The organism is Anabaena sp. 4-3 (genome assembly GCF_001597745.1).
Classification (GTDB): domain Bacteria; phylum Cyanobacteriota; class Cyanobacteriia; order Cyanobacteriales; family Nostocaceae; genus Trichormus.
Genome location: NZ_LUHJ01000067.1, coordinates 161139 through 177522 on the forward strand (window position 1 = coordinate 161139; position 16384 = coordinate 177522).

At 42.6% G+C, this 16384-nt stretch carries 14 protein-coding genes; 8 read left to right on the plus strand and 6 right to left on the minus strand.

What is annotated here, in order from left to right:
• Positions 1–46 precede the first annotated feature (46 nt).
• Positions 47–1858, minus strand: coding sequence for an aspartate kinase (locus A3775_RS18905; protein ID WP_066426261.1), 1812 nt, complete (start codon positions 1856–1858; stop codon positions 47–49).
• A 341-nt stretch (positions 1859–2199) separates the two neighbouring features.
• Here A3775_RS18905 and A3775_RS18910 point away from each other — a divergent pair, with 341 nt between their 5' ends.
• Positions 2200–3582, plus strand: coding sequence for a hypothetical protein (locus tag A3775_RS18910; RefSeq protein ID WP_066426263.1), 1383 nt, complete (start codon positions 2200–2202; stop codon positions 3580–3582).
• 57 nt (positions 3583–3639) lie between these two features.
• Here the strand turns inward: A3775_RS18910 and A3775_RS18915 are convergent, their stop codons facing one another.
• The 4 genes from A3775_RS18915 to A3775_RS18930 all read right to left on the minus strand — a co-directional run bounded on the left by A3775_RS18915 (position 3640) and on the right by A3775_RS18930 (position 7539).
• Positions 3640–4482 (minus strand): tetratricopeptide repeat protein, encoded by an 843-nt coding sequence (locus A3775_RS18915; protein ID WP_066375821.1) that lies wholly within the window; start codon positions 4480–4482, stop codon positions 3640–3642.
• Positions 4483–4720: 238 nt separating this feature from the next.
• Positions 4721–5641, minus strand: coding sequence for a 3'-5' exonuclease (locus A3775_RS18920; RefSeq protein WP_066375823.1), 921 nt, complete (start codon positions 5639–5641; stop codon positions 4721–4723).
• A 244-nt stretch (positions 5642–5885) separates the two neighbouring features.
• Entirely contained in the window at positions 5886–6587 is a 702-nt protein-coding gene (locus A3775_RS18925; RefSeq protein ID WP_066375824.1) for a serine/threonine protein kinase, read from the minus strand.
• 109 nt (positions 6588–6696) lie between these two features.
• Positions 6697–7539, minus strand: a complete 843-nt coding sequence (locus tag A3775_RS18930) for a fatty acid desaturase (RefSeq protein ID WP_066426264.1) — start codon at positions 7537–7539, stop codon at positions 6697–6699.
• Between the two features lie 180 nt (positions 7540–7719).
• On the opposite strand from A3775_RS18930, the gene A3775_RS18935 reads away from it, so the two are divergent.
• From A3775_RS18935 to A3775_RS18965, 7 genes are all read left to right on the plus strand, one after another.
• Positions 7720–8937: a TetR/AcrR family transcriptional regulator gene (locus tag A3775_RS18935; protein ID WP_066426265.1), complete on the plus strand. Its 1218-nt coding sequence runs from the start codon at positions 7720–7722 to the stop codon at positions 8935–8937.
• Between the two features lie 406 nt (positions 8938–9343).
• Positions 9344–9775, plus strand: coding sequence for an NUDIX hydrolase (locus A3775_RS18940; RefSeq protein ID WP_066375833.1), 432 nt, complete (start codon positions 9344–9346; stop codon positions 9773–9775).
• A gap of 165 nt (positions 9776–9940) precedes the next feature.
• Positions 9941–10666, plus strand: a complete 726-nt coding sequence (locus A3775_RS18945) for a Uma2 family endonuclease (RefSeq protein WP_231867037.1) — start codon at positions 9941–9943, stop codon at positions 10664–10666.
• Positions 10667–11172: 506 nt separating this feature from the next.
• On the plus strand, positions 11173–13284 hold the full coding sequence (locus tag A3775_RS18950) for a TIGR00300 family protein (RefSeq protein ID WP_066375836.1): 2112 nt from the start codon (positions 11173–11175) through the stop codon (positions 13282–13284).
• Between the two features lie 32 nt (positions 13285–13316).
• On the plus strand, positions 13317–13826 hold the full coding sequence (locus tag A3775_RS18955) for a DUF2085 domain-containing protein (protein ID WP_066375839.1): 510 nt from the start codon (positions 13317–13319) through the stop codon (positions 13824–13826).
• Between the two features lie 216 nt (positions 13827–14042).
• Complete coding sequence (locus A3775_RS18960) at positions 14043–14282, plus strand: type II toxin-antitoxin system HicB family antitoxin (protein ID WP_066375842.1); 240 nt, start codon at positions 14043–14045, stop codon at positions 14280–14282.
• Positions 14282–14503: a type II toxin-antitoxin system HicA family toxin gene (locus A3775_RS18965; protein WP_066426267.1), complete on the plus strand. Its 222-nt coding sequence runs from the start codon at positions 14282–14284 to the stop codon at positions 14501–14503. The genes A3775_RS18960 and A3775_RS18965 overlap by 1 nt, the downstream gene beginning before the upstream one ends.
• A 79-nt stretch (positions 14504–14582) precedes the next feature.
• Here the strand turns inward: A3775_RS18965 and A3775_RS18970 are convergent, their stop codons facing one another.
• Positions 14583–16361, minus strand: coding sequence for an N-acetylmuramoyl-L-alanine amidase (locus tag A3775_RS18970; protein WP_066375849.1), 1779 nt, complete (start codon positions 16359–16361; stop codon positions 14583–14585).
• Between the last annotated feature and the right edge of the window lie 23 nt (positions 16362–16384).

Here is a 16384-nt window from a genome sequence, read left to right on the forward strand (position 1 = left end):
GAATTTTGAATGAGAGAATTTTGAATTGATAAGTCCCCAGCCCCCACTACGCTGGTACGACAAATTTTTGATTACCAGCTAGCCCGAAAGCGGCATGAATGACTTGCAGTGCTTCTACACCTTGTTCTTGTGCTACGACACAGCTAATTTTAATTTCTGAAGTAGCAATCATTTGGATATTGATTTGATGTTGGGCTAAAGCTTCAAACATTTTAGCTGCTACCCCTGGATGTCCTACCATTCCAGCACCAACTATACTAACTTTGGCGATCGCACTATCTAAGACTACATCACCCCAGCCACATTCGGCGGCGACTTCCGTCAGCAATTTTTGGGCGGTTTCTCCATCTAAGCGGGGAACTGTAAAGGCGATGTCTCGTTTCGGCACTCCATCAATTACCCGACAACGCTGGGATTGAATAATCATGTCTACGCTGATGTTATGCTGTGCTAAAGTCCCAAATAACTTAGCCGCCATTCCTGGGTGGTCTGGTACTTGGCGAATTGCTAGCCGCACTTGATTTAAGTCTAAGGCGACACCACGCACCGGAGGATGGGCGGAAACGGGGGCGGGGGAGGGTGTGGAGGTAGGTGAGGAAACGATTTCAAAGGCGTTACATAGTGCAGCAACGGCGCGATCGCAATCTGCCGCCTCAATCACACAACTCACCTTGACTTCACTGGTAGAAATCATCAGCAGATTTACCCCTGCTGCGGCTAAGGTGGCGAACATTTTCGCCGCTACCCCAGGTCGCCCAATCATCCCCGCCCCGGCTATACTGACTTTAGCAATGTCTTGCTCTACCATAACCTCTGCTTCGTCGGTGTGGGGGTTAGATGTACTCCGCAAAGCTGGGGCGATCGCTTCTGCTACGGCTTCGGCTCGTTTTAATATCGGTGTCGCTACGGTAAAAGCAATGTCATTACTATTACCTTCATGAATAGATTGAATAATTAAATCTACATCTACATTTTGGTGGGCAATTTCCCCAAATAGCCTAGCTGCAACCCCTGGTTTATCTGGGACACGCAACAAAGCCACCTTCGCCTGATTAGTATCAAATTCTACCGCATCTACAGGACGAGCAATTTCTAAATTAATCAGCGATCGCTCTTGAGGTTGGGGTGTCGTTACCCAAGTACCAGGATCATCAGTCCAACTCGACTTAACTACCAGAGGTACACCATAATTACGGGCAATTTCCACCGCACGGGGATGTAAAACCTTCGCCCCCAAACTTGCCAACTCCAGCATCTCATCACAGGTAATCTCATTCATCAACTGCGCTTGAGCAACTAAGCGCGGGTCTGTAGTGAAAATACCCGGTACATCTGTATAAATTTCACAAAAATTCGCCTGTAAAGCAGCAGCCAAAGCCACGGCGGAGGTATCCGAACCACCACGCCCTAAAGTAGTAATTTCCAGTTCGCCATTGCTAGAAATCCCCTGAAAACCAGCCACTACAACAACTTTACCAGCCTGAATATGACGCATCAGGCGTTCCGTTTCAATGTTTAAAATCCGGGCGCGGGTGTGTTCTGCTTCTGTCACAATGCCTACCTGCGCCCCAGTCATCGAAATGGCTGGTTGTCCGAGTTCCTGCAATGCCATACTCAATAAAGCAATGGTGACTTGCTCCCCGGTAGAAAGCAACATATCCATTTCCCGGCGGCAAGGATTCCGAGAAATTTCATTGGCTAACTTAACGAGTCCATCGGTGGTTTTCCCCATAGCGGAAACCACTACTACCAGAGAGTTTCCCGCTTGCACAGCTTTATATACACGCTGTGCCACAGCTTGAATACGTTCGACTGAACCGACAGATGTACCACCGTATTTCTGAACTATAAGTGCCATAAATTCTCTTCATTCCTATGCCTGCTGCTGTCAATGCTTCCTCACTCGGCGGAAACTTGGCAGACTTATCCGTTACTTAGTTTACCTAAAATTAACCAGAACAATAACTGACTTATTTGTAGGGTGTGTGAGGCGCGCCAGAGAAGATGATTGCACCTTCAAGAGTCAGCATCGCGCCTCACGCACCAATGTAGGATAAGCTCTCTAGCCCGTCTGGTGTGGGCTTCTAGCCTGCACCACAAGAGCTACAAGCTTGACATTTTGTTAATACAAATGTACTATATAGGTAGGAATATCAACAAAAGTCATTAATTTCGACGCTAAATCAGGAGAATAGCAGCATGGCAAATCAACAAAAAATCTCTCTGCTAGAACTCATCGAAATTTTGACAAAACACCGCAACCACATCATTATCAATATCAAACATCTGCGAGAAAATTATCACAGAACAGGTGTCAAACGGGTTCGTGGTGTCAGGGATGCCAAAGGAGAAATTATTCAGCCTTGGTTACGAACAGAATATATAGATAATGCCGAATATGTGCGCCTAGATAAGTTTGAGTTTAACCGCAATACTGCCACAGTCAATATGCTAGTTAAACGGCAAGTTAAGCTAATCAAATCAGAGGATAAAACCCCGATTTTAGAAGTGGCAGGTTTGCTAGTTAATGACTTACATACATTCAATAATTATACCATCGTTAGCAACGGTAAGCTGAATGTTGCTTGTTTAAAAATCAAAATTAGCAGCAAAAAAGTTTTTGAATTACTCCAAGATGTTTTAGACGCAGCAGAATTTGATTTTCATCGGGAATACAGTCTTAACCTGGAGAATATCCCCCTAGTCAACCATGCTATCAAATGTCCTCGACTTGATGGTTGGTTTGATGAATTAGCAAAAGTCAAGGTAATTTCTAGTATTATTGCGGCGCATCTCAAAGGAGAATCAGATACATTTATGCCACCCCAGTTAGATGAATTAAAAACTCATTATCTTTCTGGCAATGTTTATCTAAATTTCCCCACTACTAACGCCTATACAACTCGTGAACAAGCATTAGCTGATGGTACGATTGACGTACAGACTATTTACAAAATTGATATTGGCAGTAAAGACATTTTGAATCTGAGCAAGTTTTATTCTGCCAACAAATTTTTAGATAGAATGTATCAGGTATATGACAGAGACACTGGCGAAATTTTCACTAAACCTAATTTTAGTCTAGCTTTGACAGAAAATATCGCCTTTAGACATAAACTCTTATCATCCCGTGTCAAAATCACCAAAGTCGATGAGTTTATGAAAGTAATTTTTGATGACTTTTTAGGCATCGAAAATTACGGCATAGTCACAGCAATGTTATCTAAAGTTGGTGCTAGAAATTTAGTAGAGTTGTTGCATAAACAATTCTCTGGTAATAGTGTCAGTAAAGAGGCGATGGTGACAGCTTTAACTGATGCTAAAGTTAAGCTAGAAGAATATGCAGACAAAATTTATCAAGAAAGAATTTCTCCTTTAGTCTTTTACATTGGTGTGACTGGTAAGCTACCGCCAGAAATGTCTGTACCAGCCCTGACAGCAAGGGAAATTGCTCGGAAATATCCTGATTTACAGTTTTCTAAATATGAGCGAGAAGGTGAGTTTTTTGTAGTTGGTGATAGCATTATTAGCGTATATGCCCAACCTGCTTATTATTCTCAGCAGGTGAGTGTGGCTGTATGATATAACTTAAGTCACATCTTGCACTATTCTCATTGAGAATGGTGCAAGATATAACTTTTACTGCCCTAATTCTTGAATATTATTCATGACTTGTTGGTATAAATCATTATTGCTTTGGGCTTGAAATAGTTCTGCTGCTTTCCGCAAATCTGATAAGGCTGCTTGTTTATCCCCTTGGGCGGCGCGGGCGTTACCTCTGTTATTATACGCAGGGGCAAAGTTACGATTGAGGCGAATAGCTTGGTTATAATCACTGATAGCTCCTGGTAAGTCGCCTTGAGCCGCACGGGCGTTACCTCGGTTATTGTAGGCGATCGCATATTTGGGATTAAGGCGAATTGCTTCGTTAAAATCTTCGATAGAGCCGCTTTTGTCTCCCTGTACAGACAGCGCATTCCCACGATTATTGTAGGCTTCGGCGTAATTGGGTGACAGGCGGATTGCTTCATTGTAGTCTGTAATTGCGCCTTGTTGATCGCCTAGGGAGGCGCGAGCATTTCCCCGACTGTTGAAGGCTTCCGCATCATTGGGAGCTAGACGGATAGCTTCATTGTAATCTGCGATCGCTTTTTGCTTGTCACCCAAATCAAAGTAGGCTAATCCTCTACCTTTGTACGCTGCCGCATATTCAGAATCTAAACTCAATGCTTTATTATAGGAGTCTATCGCCGCTTGTAAGTTACCTTGGGAGTGTTGTTTCTGCCCTTCAAAGTAAGCTGTTCCCGCTTGAGAGTTTTTCGCAGGGCGACGAGTAGGAGTATTTACCCCTATTTCTGTCACCAAAACATCTTTGTTGTTACTACAAGAAACAATGGTAATCGCGCTCAGTGCGGTGAACACACCTATAGTCAAAATTTTAGATAACTTCACCCGCTTTTGCTCCAATAACCACTGTTTCATAACTTGCTCTCATTCGTCTTGACAACTGGATAACGCTACTACCAAATTCAGTGAATGAGCTTTATTAAACATGAATGCTCATTGTTTTGAGATGTACCCAGCCCATAGACACGCCTACCTGCTATCCTCTAGGTTTTATTAACAGTAGTCTGTTTGCTCAACCAGGAATTTTAACAAATAAATTTTATTGTGGTTATTTATTATACCGTCATTCAATTATTAACAATTACCGATTACTCTACTCCTCCTCTTTTTCATTCTCAGACTTTTTAGGAAGTAGTCGCAGAGATTTACTGGTTTCTATATCTACAGATAACTGTTCGAGATTTTCCCCTAAATCTTTTTGCAGTTTTTGTGTGAGCGTTACCGGAAAATCTAAACTAATTCCTTGGTTTTGTACCAAACTTGCCAGTTCTAAAAACTGCACTTTTACTACTTTCCGGTTAGAACTACTCAGTTTATAAAACGCAGATTCGGATAGGTTTTGAGCCTCCATAGCTCTTTTTAAACGCTCTTTGAGATGTTCATATTCTGAGTTTAACAGCTTCCACTGTTCTTCAATTTCTGTAAAATTTTCACTCAGAACTGCGACATCTTCTAATTGTGGGTCTGGGTTACTTATTAATTGTAATTCTAGCAAACGCTGATGGATTTGCGCCAGATAAATACAGTCTAAATAAGCATATTCTATTTGCGTCTCACTTAAAGGTCTGCGTCCCCAATCGCTCGTTTGTTCTTGTTTATCAATATGGTTAAAATTACATAATGTTGTAGCTAAAGTTTGGAGTTGATAGTTAGGTAACGGTAAAATATGGTAGGGAATTTTTTTGGCTAATTCTAAAGTGCAAGTGATATTTTTAGCTTGCTTATTGCCGAGGAATTTGATATCATAATTAGCATTGTGAAATACTTTTTCGATAGCTGGATTGAGCATAATTTGGTCAATAAACTCAGCTATGATTTGCGGTTGATGCAGGACATCGAAAAGGTAAACGCGATCGCCACTCATATCGTCAGGATCATCTAAAACCTGAATCAGCGACAATCTAGGATTACGGGTGTTAAATTCTGCTACTTCGGTATCTATCCAAAGAGTAGTAGCTTGAGTATATTCAGCAACTATGCTACGCATTGCACTTGCGTCACTCAAGTATGGCATAGGTTAAACTTTCCTGATATTTAGGTGACAGTTTCCCAAATTAGCATTTTGCTGACACCTAATTAACCACCGTGATTATGATTTTGTAGTTTAATCCTGCTGGTTTTTGACTGGTTAGCTTGCCATCTTCAGCCAAGCAAAGACTTGAGCTACAGTTAAGTCATTAGTTATGAGTCATTAGTCATTAGTCATTAGTTTCTCTCCTCCGCTTCCTTCGCTTCCTACTCCCCGTGTTGAGTGACAGCTAACTCCGAGTTTTCAAAGAAGCAGAGGAACTGGAAACAACAGATTTCTGTGTTCTAGCAGTTAATAAAGTAAAGAAGCGATAAGATTTACGAATAAAATTAAGTATAAAGTAAGGAATTCTCAGCCGGAGTGGTGCAAGGATGGGACGATATAGCCAATAATAAGCCCGTTTGAGGTTATCCCATTTAGAGCATTTATCCTGATGCAGAAAGTCAGAAATATCTACTACTAAACCTCTACCTTCATACATCATGACATTACGCCCGTGGACATCATGGGGAAACAGTCCACGCTGACGGGCATAATCTAAAGCTTGATCTATATCCTCTATCACTCGTTTGGGAATACGCAAACCCCTTTGGAAACAGTCGTATAAAGTCACCCCATATAATCGCTTGAGGATTAAACAACCGTCTTTTGCATATAAACACTGAGAAAATGCTGGGTGAGAACCAAGACGACGATACACTTCTACTTCTTCTGCAAATCCTGGCCTTTCAGGTGCATAAATCTTCACTACCACATCAAGGTATTCAGGGTGATTAACTACCGCCGCATAGTTACCTTTACCAACCAGTCGCCAAGGATGGGGGAGATAGTGAACTTCTACAGGATCGTAGGGATTGACACTCTCAACTTGCAACTCAGGTAATAATTCTTGATGAATACTCTCAATCAGTCGCTGTAGATGCTCATTCATACTGGTTTTGGCTGTTTTTTAAGAAATGAAGCCGTAAGATTTCACCAGTATATTCCATCCTTGTCTCCCCTAAACCTGTGGGGGTTTAGCAATGCTAAACCCCTACTTTCTACCTAACTACGGGGGGTAAAGTTACTTTTTTCGCTAAACCTAAAGTTTGTAAAAATTTAATACTCCACCAAGTCACATCAATTTCCCACCACTGAAAACCAGCTTTGGCGACATGGGGGTAAGTGTGATGGTTGTTGTGCCAACCTTCGCCGTAGGTGACGAGAGAAACCCACCAGAGATTACGGGCGTTATCATCTGCGTCAAAGGTGCGATATCCCCAGAGATGGGTTGCAGAGTTGACGAACCAAGTACAGTGCCAAAGTAAGACGGCTCTGAGAAACATACCATAGATCACAAAAGACCATCCACCCACAGCGTAAAGCAACAATCCTAAAGGAATTTGCAAGAGGAGAAAATAGCGGTCTAACCAGCGATAAAAAGGTTGTTTGGCTAAGTCAGGGGCGTATTTGTGATAGGTTTGTTCATCAAAAAATTCGGAACGAGGATATAAAATCCATAACATATGACTCCACCAAAAGCCCCGCTTGGCAGAGTAAGGATCTAAGTTGATATCTTCGGTGTGGGCGTGATGTTGGCGGTGTCCTCCCACCCAAAAAATTGGCCCTCCTTGCAATGCTAATGCACCGATGAGAGCGATCGCATATTCTAACCATTTGGGTACTTGAAAACTCTTATGGCTGAGTAATCGGTGATACCCCAGGCAAATACCAATACTGCCAAACAACCAATGTAGAAATAACAGCAAACCCAAGGCCGACCAGGAGAAAAACCAAGGTGCTAACAGTGCTAAGGCGTGAATTATCCCAAAAAATGCCACATTTGTCCACTTGAGGTGCAGTGAAGCTTCTCCCTCTGATGCGGCTAGACTTTTTGCGGTCATAAAAATTCCTGTTGATGGTTCATGTAAAGATTTGCTCTGGTATCTATTGCATTACTTAGCCCACAAGGGATTCATCTACTCGGCAACCGAATTCATTACAGTAGACTAGAGCAAGTATCACTTACACTTGCTATGCTAACAGTTCCCTGTTTTCCCTGCAAGTGTTACTTACATTTTTTTATGACTTCTCAACCTGTTTCCACCCGTCAACGTCTAATTCAAGCTGCACTGGAGTTGTTTACGGCTCAGGGAGTTAGTGCTACTACCACTCGCCAAATTGCTGAAAAAGCAGCAGTTAACGAAGTAACGTTATTTCGCAATTTTGGCAACAAACACGGTTTATTGTTAGCTGTACTGGAAGAATCGGCAGCTTTTACCAATTTAGGGGAATCTTTAGTCAGACGGGCTACTCCTCCAGGTGATGTTTACCAAGCGTTGAAAGATTATGCAAGTGACACTTTACAGGCATTGGAGAGAATACCGGAACTGGTTCGTTCTGTAGTCGGAGAAGCTGACCAATTTCCGGCGGAAAATCGGCGTGCTTTGGGCAGAGGATTCACTGAGGCTAACCGCTACGTAGCCCAGTATCTAGCTACTGTAATTCAACAGGGAGATTTGCACACCTATCTACCAGCAGAAAAATTAGCTAGTTTGCTCAATGGGATGATTTTGGGATATGCCGTGATTGAATTCACCAGTGAGTTTCATGAACTATGGGAAAGTCGAGACGATTTTCTAGAGAATTTGGTGGGGTTATTTCTGCACGGTGCGATGTCATCACAGGCGAATGGCTTAGAAACCAGTTTGAACAGCCAAGCAATAGCTGATTTACCGGCGGTGTTAGTTCACACAATTCTGCAACAAGCCAAAAAGTCAGGATTACAAGATTATGCGATCGCTTACTTATTATTTGCGGCTGGCTTATCTGCTCAAGAAATAGTTAATTTACATCGAAACCATCAAATTTACGATACCAATGGTCATTTCCTGCAAATTACCACCCCAGGATGCTGGCGACAAGTCCCTGTCAATCAATGGATTTTGGGTAAACGCTACGGTTCTTACACAGATAATCCTTTAACTAAATGGCTCAAAAGTCGTAAAGATAGCCAGACAGCGATGTTTTTGAATGCAGCTAGTCAACCCATTTCGGAATCTGAGGTGTTGACGCATTGGGAAAAATGGACAGCAAGTTTATTAACTCCCCAAGGGCAACCACCAGCAATTACTCAAGCCCAACATACTTGGCGTGTAGAAATGTTAACGCGGGGAATTAGTCTAGAAAATTTGAGTCTTCTTACAGGTTGCGATCGCACCCAATTAAAATCTTACGCCCACAGAGCCAAAGAAAAGGCAGCTTTAGAACAAGCCACAAGATTAGATCAAAAGCCCGTGTAGGGATTGGGGATGAGGGGGATGAGGAAGAAATTCTTTCTCAGTCAACAATCAACAATCAACCATCAACCATCAACCATTTTGAATTTTGTACGCCTTTGGCGTTCCCGCAGGGTATTTTGAATTGATTTTTCATATTTTAGTAATTTTTGTTACATTCTCCTGAGCGATCGCGGTTTAATGTCTGTCTTTGGGTAGTCCTGCCATCAGTGACTTAACGGAGAAACTAGCAGCAATTCACTGATAGCTACATTTTTTGCGTAGTTTTATTCAGACAATTCACATCAGTTTGTGGTATTGATCAATTTTAATAAAGTAAAACATATCTTTATTAAAATTCATCCGGTATCGACTCCCCGTATTTTGGAGTAAACAGCGTATACAACAACAACACAGAGAGAGTATTAATATGGGCAGAAAAGTTACTAAAGTGCTAAAACAATCTGGGGTCATTCCTTACAGAGTCAGAAATGGTAGAGTAGAAGTATTGCTAATTACGACACGCGATCGCCAGCGTTGGGTAATGCCTAAAGGCGGAATTGTCAACGGCATGACTCCCCCAGCTTCAGCAGCAAAAGAAGCCTGGGAAGAAGCTGGAGTCATTGGACAGGTGGAAGCTAATCAACTCGGTAGTTACAAATATCGCAAACGTGGCAAAATTTACCGTGTCAAAATGTATTTATTACCAGTTGACATAGTGAGTAGTCATTATCCCGAAGCGAGTACAAGATATCGACGTTGGCTAGATGCTAAACAAGCGATGAAGTTAATTAAAAAAGCTTCCCTCAAACGTATCTTAAAAGCAATCATCCAAACCAAATCACGAGCTTGTGCTTCCTAACAACAACCATCCTACCTTACCTATTCCCTATTCCCGTTTATCTAGACTTTGCCCACGCTAAAATAAACACCAAAGTTAAGATTTATGGGGGCGGACTTTGTGTCAATAGAAAGTACCCAATTATCCGAAGAAACAACTAACAAATCTTTGGAATGGCAACCTCCCATGCCACCCACAGATTTAATTTTTGATGACGGAGAACCCTTGGAAAGTAACCGCCACCGTATCACCATGAATGTATTAATTCGTTCACTAAAACATTATTGGGCAGAACGAACTAACTATTTCGTTGGCGGTAATATGTTTATTTATTACAGCAGTAAGCAAGCCAAAAATCAAGATTTTAAAGGGCCAGATTTCTTTGTAGTTTTAGATGTAGAAAATGACCCCACAAGGTTAGGTTGGGTAGTATGGGAAGAAAATGGACGTTATCCCGACATGATTGTTGAATTACTTTCAGATTCAACAGAAGCCAAAGATTTGGGCATGAAAAAACGTCTTTACGAACAAGTATTTAAAACTAAAGACTATTTTGTTTTTCATCCCTTTAAAGTGAATTCCCTGCAAGGATGGCATCTAGATAGTGACAAAGGCTACCAACCAATCACCCCTAATCCCCAAGGATGGTTGTGGAGTTCCAGTTTAGGGTTGTGGGTAGGAACTTGGAACGGCACAGTAGAAGATGACAATGCGGTTTGGCTGAGATTTTATGATCAAGCTGGTAACGTAGTTTTATTACCAGAGGAGGCAAATCAACAACGGGCTGACGCTGAACGACAAGCTAGGTTAAATGCTGTCTCTCGGTTACTAGATATGGGACTAAGTGTAGAACAAGTTGCCGACTCATTGAGTTTGACAATAGCAGAAGTGGCAGCGATGAGGCGAGAGTGAACAACAGAGGAAGTAAGCGAGGCTGGTTTGTAGTAAGGACTTTAGTCCTTATTTTCTCAGGAATAAAGTCCTGACTACGAACTTGTTGCCGCCTTAACTGAACGCTATTGGTTTTGAAACCGCTTAAGGAATAAGCAGTATCCTGATTTTGCTAAATACTGGGCTTATATTCCATAATTTTGCTGATTAATATAAGAATATCTTCGGGATCAGGATTATCTTCCACTGTGAAGGTTAAATTGTTCATATTTTCTTGAAATTATTCAACTTAAATAACGCTAAAATCACCGTAACTGCCAGCCTCAGCGTTATACTAATCACTCCTTAACCTTTAATCACTCTATAGGTTTGTTACCATTACTTTGGCTTTTCCGGTAATAGAATAAAAGCCAACCCTTTGTCAATCTGCCTACTATCTTGAGATAGATATGCTGTGACAGAAGATACTGACCCGGAAAAGTAAATACTTGTGTCCAAATTAAACCTGTAACGTTTGTAATATTTTTATGAATTCTCTGATTCGTTTTTTGATGTGTCCCCCTGACCACTACGATGTAGACTATGTGATTAATCCCTGGATGGAAGGGAATATTCACAAATCATCACGCGATCGCGCGGTTGAACAGTGGCAAGGACTACACCGCACCCTGAAAGAACACGCAATTGTTGATTTAGTAACACCGGAAAAAGGTTGGCCAGACATGGTTTTCACCGCCAACGCTGGTTTAGTCTTGGGGGATAACGTTGTTCTCAGTCGCTTTTTACACAAAGAGCGTCAGGGAGAAGAACCATATTTTAAGAAATGGTTTGAAGACAACGGTTACACAGTTTATGAATTACCCAAAGACTTACCCTTTGAAGGCGCAGGTGACGCACTCCTAGACAGAGAAGGGCGTTGGTTATGGGCTGGTTACGGTTTCCGTTCAGAATTAGATTCTCACCCATATCTCGCCAAATGGCTAGATATTGAAGTATTATCCCTGCGGTTAATCGATGAGCGTTTCTACCATTTAGATACTTGTTTTTGTCCCTTAGCAAACGGCTATTTGCTGTATTATCCAGGCGCGTTTGATTCCTATTCCAACCGCTTAATAGAAATGCGCGTAGCCGCCGAGAAGCGCATCGCCATAGCCGAAACTGATGCTGTTAACTTTGCTTGTAATGCGGTGAATGTAGACAGCATCGTGATTATGAACAAAGCCAGCGATAGTTTAAAAGCCCGCCTGGCTGCTGTTGGTTTCCGAGTTTTAGAAACGCCACTCACCGAATTTCTCAAAGCTGGTGGTGCGGCGAAATGTCTGACTTTGCGGGTAACAGAACCAGTCAGGACAGAACTTCATGCCAACATATCAGTAGAAAGCCGTATCATTCGGATAGAAGGGCATTTACTAGACTCTGGTTTAATTAACCGTGCCTTAGATTTGATTGTCGATACTGGCGGTAGTTTCCAAGTTCTCAATTTTAACTTGGGAGAACAACGCCAAAGCACCTCCGCCGCCGAGGTGAAGGTTTCTGCACCTTCCCATGAGGTGATGGAAGAAATCATCTCTCAATTGATTGATTTAGGTGCGGTAGACTTACCACAAGATGAGCGAGATGTCAAGCTTGAGCCTGTGCTTCAGGATGGTGTTGCCCCGGATGATTTCTATGTAAGTACGATTTACCCTACTGAAGTGCGGATTAATGGGCAGTGGGTGAAGGTACATAATCAACGGATGGATGGGGCGATCGCCATTACTCACACCCCCGATGGTTTATATGCCCGGTGTAAAATCCTACGCGACCTCAAAGTTGGTGAGCAAGTGGTCGTAGATGTGCAAGGTATCCGTACCATTCGTAAAACTGAATCGCGGGAACAACGCAACGCCCAAGAATTCAGCTTTATGTCGGCTGGTGTTTCCAGTGAACGCCGGGTAGAATTGGTGGTGGAACAAGTGGCGTGGGAATTACGGAAAATCCGCGACGCTGGCGGTAAAGTAGTTGTCACGGCTGGCCCTGTGGTGATTCATACAGGCGGTGGCGAACACTTGGCGCGACTAATTCGAGAAGGTTATGTACAAGCTTTGCTGGGTGGAAATGCGATCGCAGTCCACGACATCGAACAAAATATCATGGGTACATCCCTCGGCGTAGACATGAAGCGGGGTGTCGCCGTGCGTGGTGGACACCGCCATCACCTCAAGGTAATTAATAGCATTCGTCGTCATGGCAGTATTACCAAAGCTGTCGAGGCGGGGGTAATTAATAGTGGTGTGATGTATGAATGCGTCCGTAATCAAGTTCCGTTTGTGTTGGCGGGTTCGATACGGGATGATGGCCCCTTACCTGATACGCAAATGGATTTAATTAAGGCGCAGGAGGAATACGCCCAACTTCTGGGAGGTGCGGAGATGATTTTAATGTTGTCATCGATGCTGCACTCGATTGGGGTGGGGAATATGACCCCGGCTGGTGTGAAAATGGTGTGTGTGGATATTAACCCGGCTGTCGTGACTAAACTGAGCGATCGCGGTTCAATAGAATCAGTGGGTGTGGTGACAGATGTGGGGTTATTCCTCAGTCTGCTAGTTCAACAGTTAGATAAGTTGACAAGCCCCTATGTATCTAAGGTAGGTTAGTCAACGGACTACACAAGACGCACAGAAAGGAAATGGTAAGAGTAGCTTTAACAAGAGAGTTGCAGATTAACTGGGTTAGCTTCATTGCTGACTTTATGCTGGTGGGAATGGTATTCGGCCCACCTGTTGCTCCTTTTCTAGCTGCGTCTGGTGTCTGGTTACTTGGGGTTATTGCGGACATCATTTACTTTATGGGTAATCATGTATGTCCGCAACCAGACATGGGTTTAGATTTAGCACCCCCGTTTATTATGGCTGTGTGTATGCGCTGCTATGGTACTGTCACAGGTTTGTTAATTACTCGTTTGCTGTATGCTGCGACTGGTGGTAAAGGATTTTATTGGCTGAGTCAATATGGTTGGAATGGTGCGGCGTTAGCTAGCGTGTTGATGATGGCGTATCCTGTGGAATTAGCAGCGCAAATTTTTGGTCTGTGGGATTTTAATAATTATTTAGTTACGCCTTTTGGTTTGATTACAGGTTTGGCTTGGGGTTTATTTACAATGCCGATTTTGCATAAATCGGAAAAGAGAATGGCTTAGAAAATGCCGTTTAAAAACCTTTTTTTACAAATGTAGAGACGTTGTATGCAATGTCTCTACACATTCTCCCATTCCAGCGCAGTTAGTAGATATATTTATGTCTTTTGATTTATTTAACACGCAAATTTTTTGTTTTTGCAGCCTAGTTTAAAGATAAGTTAACATGAAAATTAGGGAATTTTTCTTAAACTAATTCAATCTGATCAGGTTAAGTAAATGCAAACGCTAATCAGACTCAAAATTGAAAGATTTATTGAAGATGAACAAGAGTATTTTGTAGCTACAAGTGATGATTTACAAGGGTTAGTTGCAGAAGGTAAAACCGTACAAGAAGCTATAGAAATTGCTGAAGATGTAGCTAAGGTATTATTGGAATTAGAGAAAGAAAAAAATCAGGATTTTCATCTGCAAGATTTGCCTTCTCAATTTGAATATCCTTTAATCATGGAAGTGTGATGGGAAGACTGGCGGGGTTTTCTTATCGAGAAGTGACTCGGAAGTTAGGAAAGTTGGGTTTTGAGTTTTACCGTGCAGCTAAAGGAGATCATGAAATTTGGTTTAATCCAGAAACCAATCAAAAAACAACTATTCCTCATCATCGGGAGATTAAAGAGGGAACACTGCGAAGTATTTTAAAACAAGCTCAAGTTGATGTTGATATTTTTCTTGATGTTTAGTAACGCACCTTATGAAAACAGTTTGATGCGTTACCCTAACTGAAAAAATCAGGACTAAAGTCCTGACTACAAACTTGTTCTACCTCACGCTTCTAAACCACTCTGTAATACCCTCTGCTAAGGCTTTAGCTAACTTTTTCTGTTCTTGGGGATTTGTTATCCACTCAAATTCATTAGGGTTACTCATAAAGCCTAATTCTAATAATACTGAGGGGGCAACAGCTGGACGTGTGAGTGCTAGATTATTCCAAAATACTCCGTAGGAAGGTCTACCGAGTTTTTTCACTAGATAATTTTGCATGAACACGGCTAAATTATGCGCCTGGGGATGATACCAAAACATACCCACACCCTTAGTGTTTTCTGCGTCGCCGTTGTCTGGTAAAGCATTGTAATGAATCGAAAGAGCGATCGCAGGTTCTTGTTGATTGATAATTGCTTGACGTTCTGCCAGAGACACATCTTTATCCGTCTCTCTTGTCATCACCACGTTGGCACCCCGCTTAACTAATTCATCCCGCAGCAACTTAGAAACAATCAAATTCACATCTTTTTCTAAATATCCAGTCGGGCCAGCCGCACCGGATTCTTTACCACCATGACCAGGATCGAGTAAAATCTTGATACCAGATAGGGGCTTCTGCCTATTTGCCTTGATCACAGGCGCATGACGCAAGCCTAAAACCAGGGTTGTACCGTCGTATCTCAGCTTATATCCCCACTGTTGATTTTTTTTGAGGTTAAAGGTGTATTGTATTTGTCCTGGGGCTACCTGTTGCCAATCTAGGCGAGAAATTAAGGGGTTATCATCCAGGCGAATAATATCAGTTTGGGCAGTGGTGTTATGAAGTGTCAGGGTAAAATTTTGATTACCTTGCTGCACACTCACAGGTACAGGGGTTGTAAGCGGGAAAAGCATCTCGGTTGCACCGGGAAGTTTTCGAGATCCCACACTGCGAATAATTGCGCGTGGGGGAATTGCTCCCGGAAGGGTGCGGGTTTCTTTGCTATTAATCCAAGCACCATAGTCTAAACGTAACCATTCGCCTTCCCTCCCCGTGACAGTGGCTCTTGTTCCCTTGGGTAGAGGAGTCAGTCGAGAATAATCTGTAGTAGGGCCAGTGCGAGCCACACCTGCATCTGCTGTGACTTCAGCCACTGGTAACTGGGCAGGTGATAGGATGGTTATCTTACCAGTCCCTAGTTGAGTTACCGTCTGACCATTGAGTGTGAGTTGGAATTCTGGCTGTCCTAAATCTACCGCTTTTTTAATTTCTGAGGCAACAACACCAGAAGTACAACCCTGATATTTTCCCACGTTAGACTGGGTAGTAGGTTGATTGCGCCCCGTCAACGCTGCCAAATTACTGGGTAGTTGTGCTTGTTGTGGTTGAGGGGAAAGTACCACAGTCTGAGAAGCTAGTTTTACAGAAACACTGGCGTTTGGGGGTGCAACTGCGCTAAAACAAATTAGTTCTTCTGGTAGTCTAGCAATGTCGGCGGCTGGAGTCAGAGAACCTGGCGCGAAAGCTAAACCCTGTGGAATCTCAGGCTGAGTGCTGATTCTCGTCACTTTAATCTGAAGCACTTGATTTTGGTGACGTATTTGAAAAATATTTTCTCCCAACTTTAACGGGAAACTGGGTGCAAAATGACCAGATCGACTGCGGGTAATTGGCGTACCATTAATGAAAACTTGTCCATTGGGTGGTGCTGTGCCAATAAAGAAGATTTTTTCCGCACTCGTCTGGTGGTTGGTTCGAGGATAAACAACTTTTAGTGATGGTGTTGCTTGTGCCAATGCTACAGAGGAGGTGATAAAGCAGCTGGAGATAACTGGAACTAAAAATTTTTTCACAGCAGGATCACAGAAAAATTAAC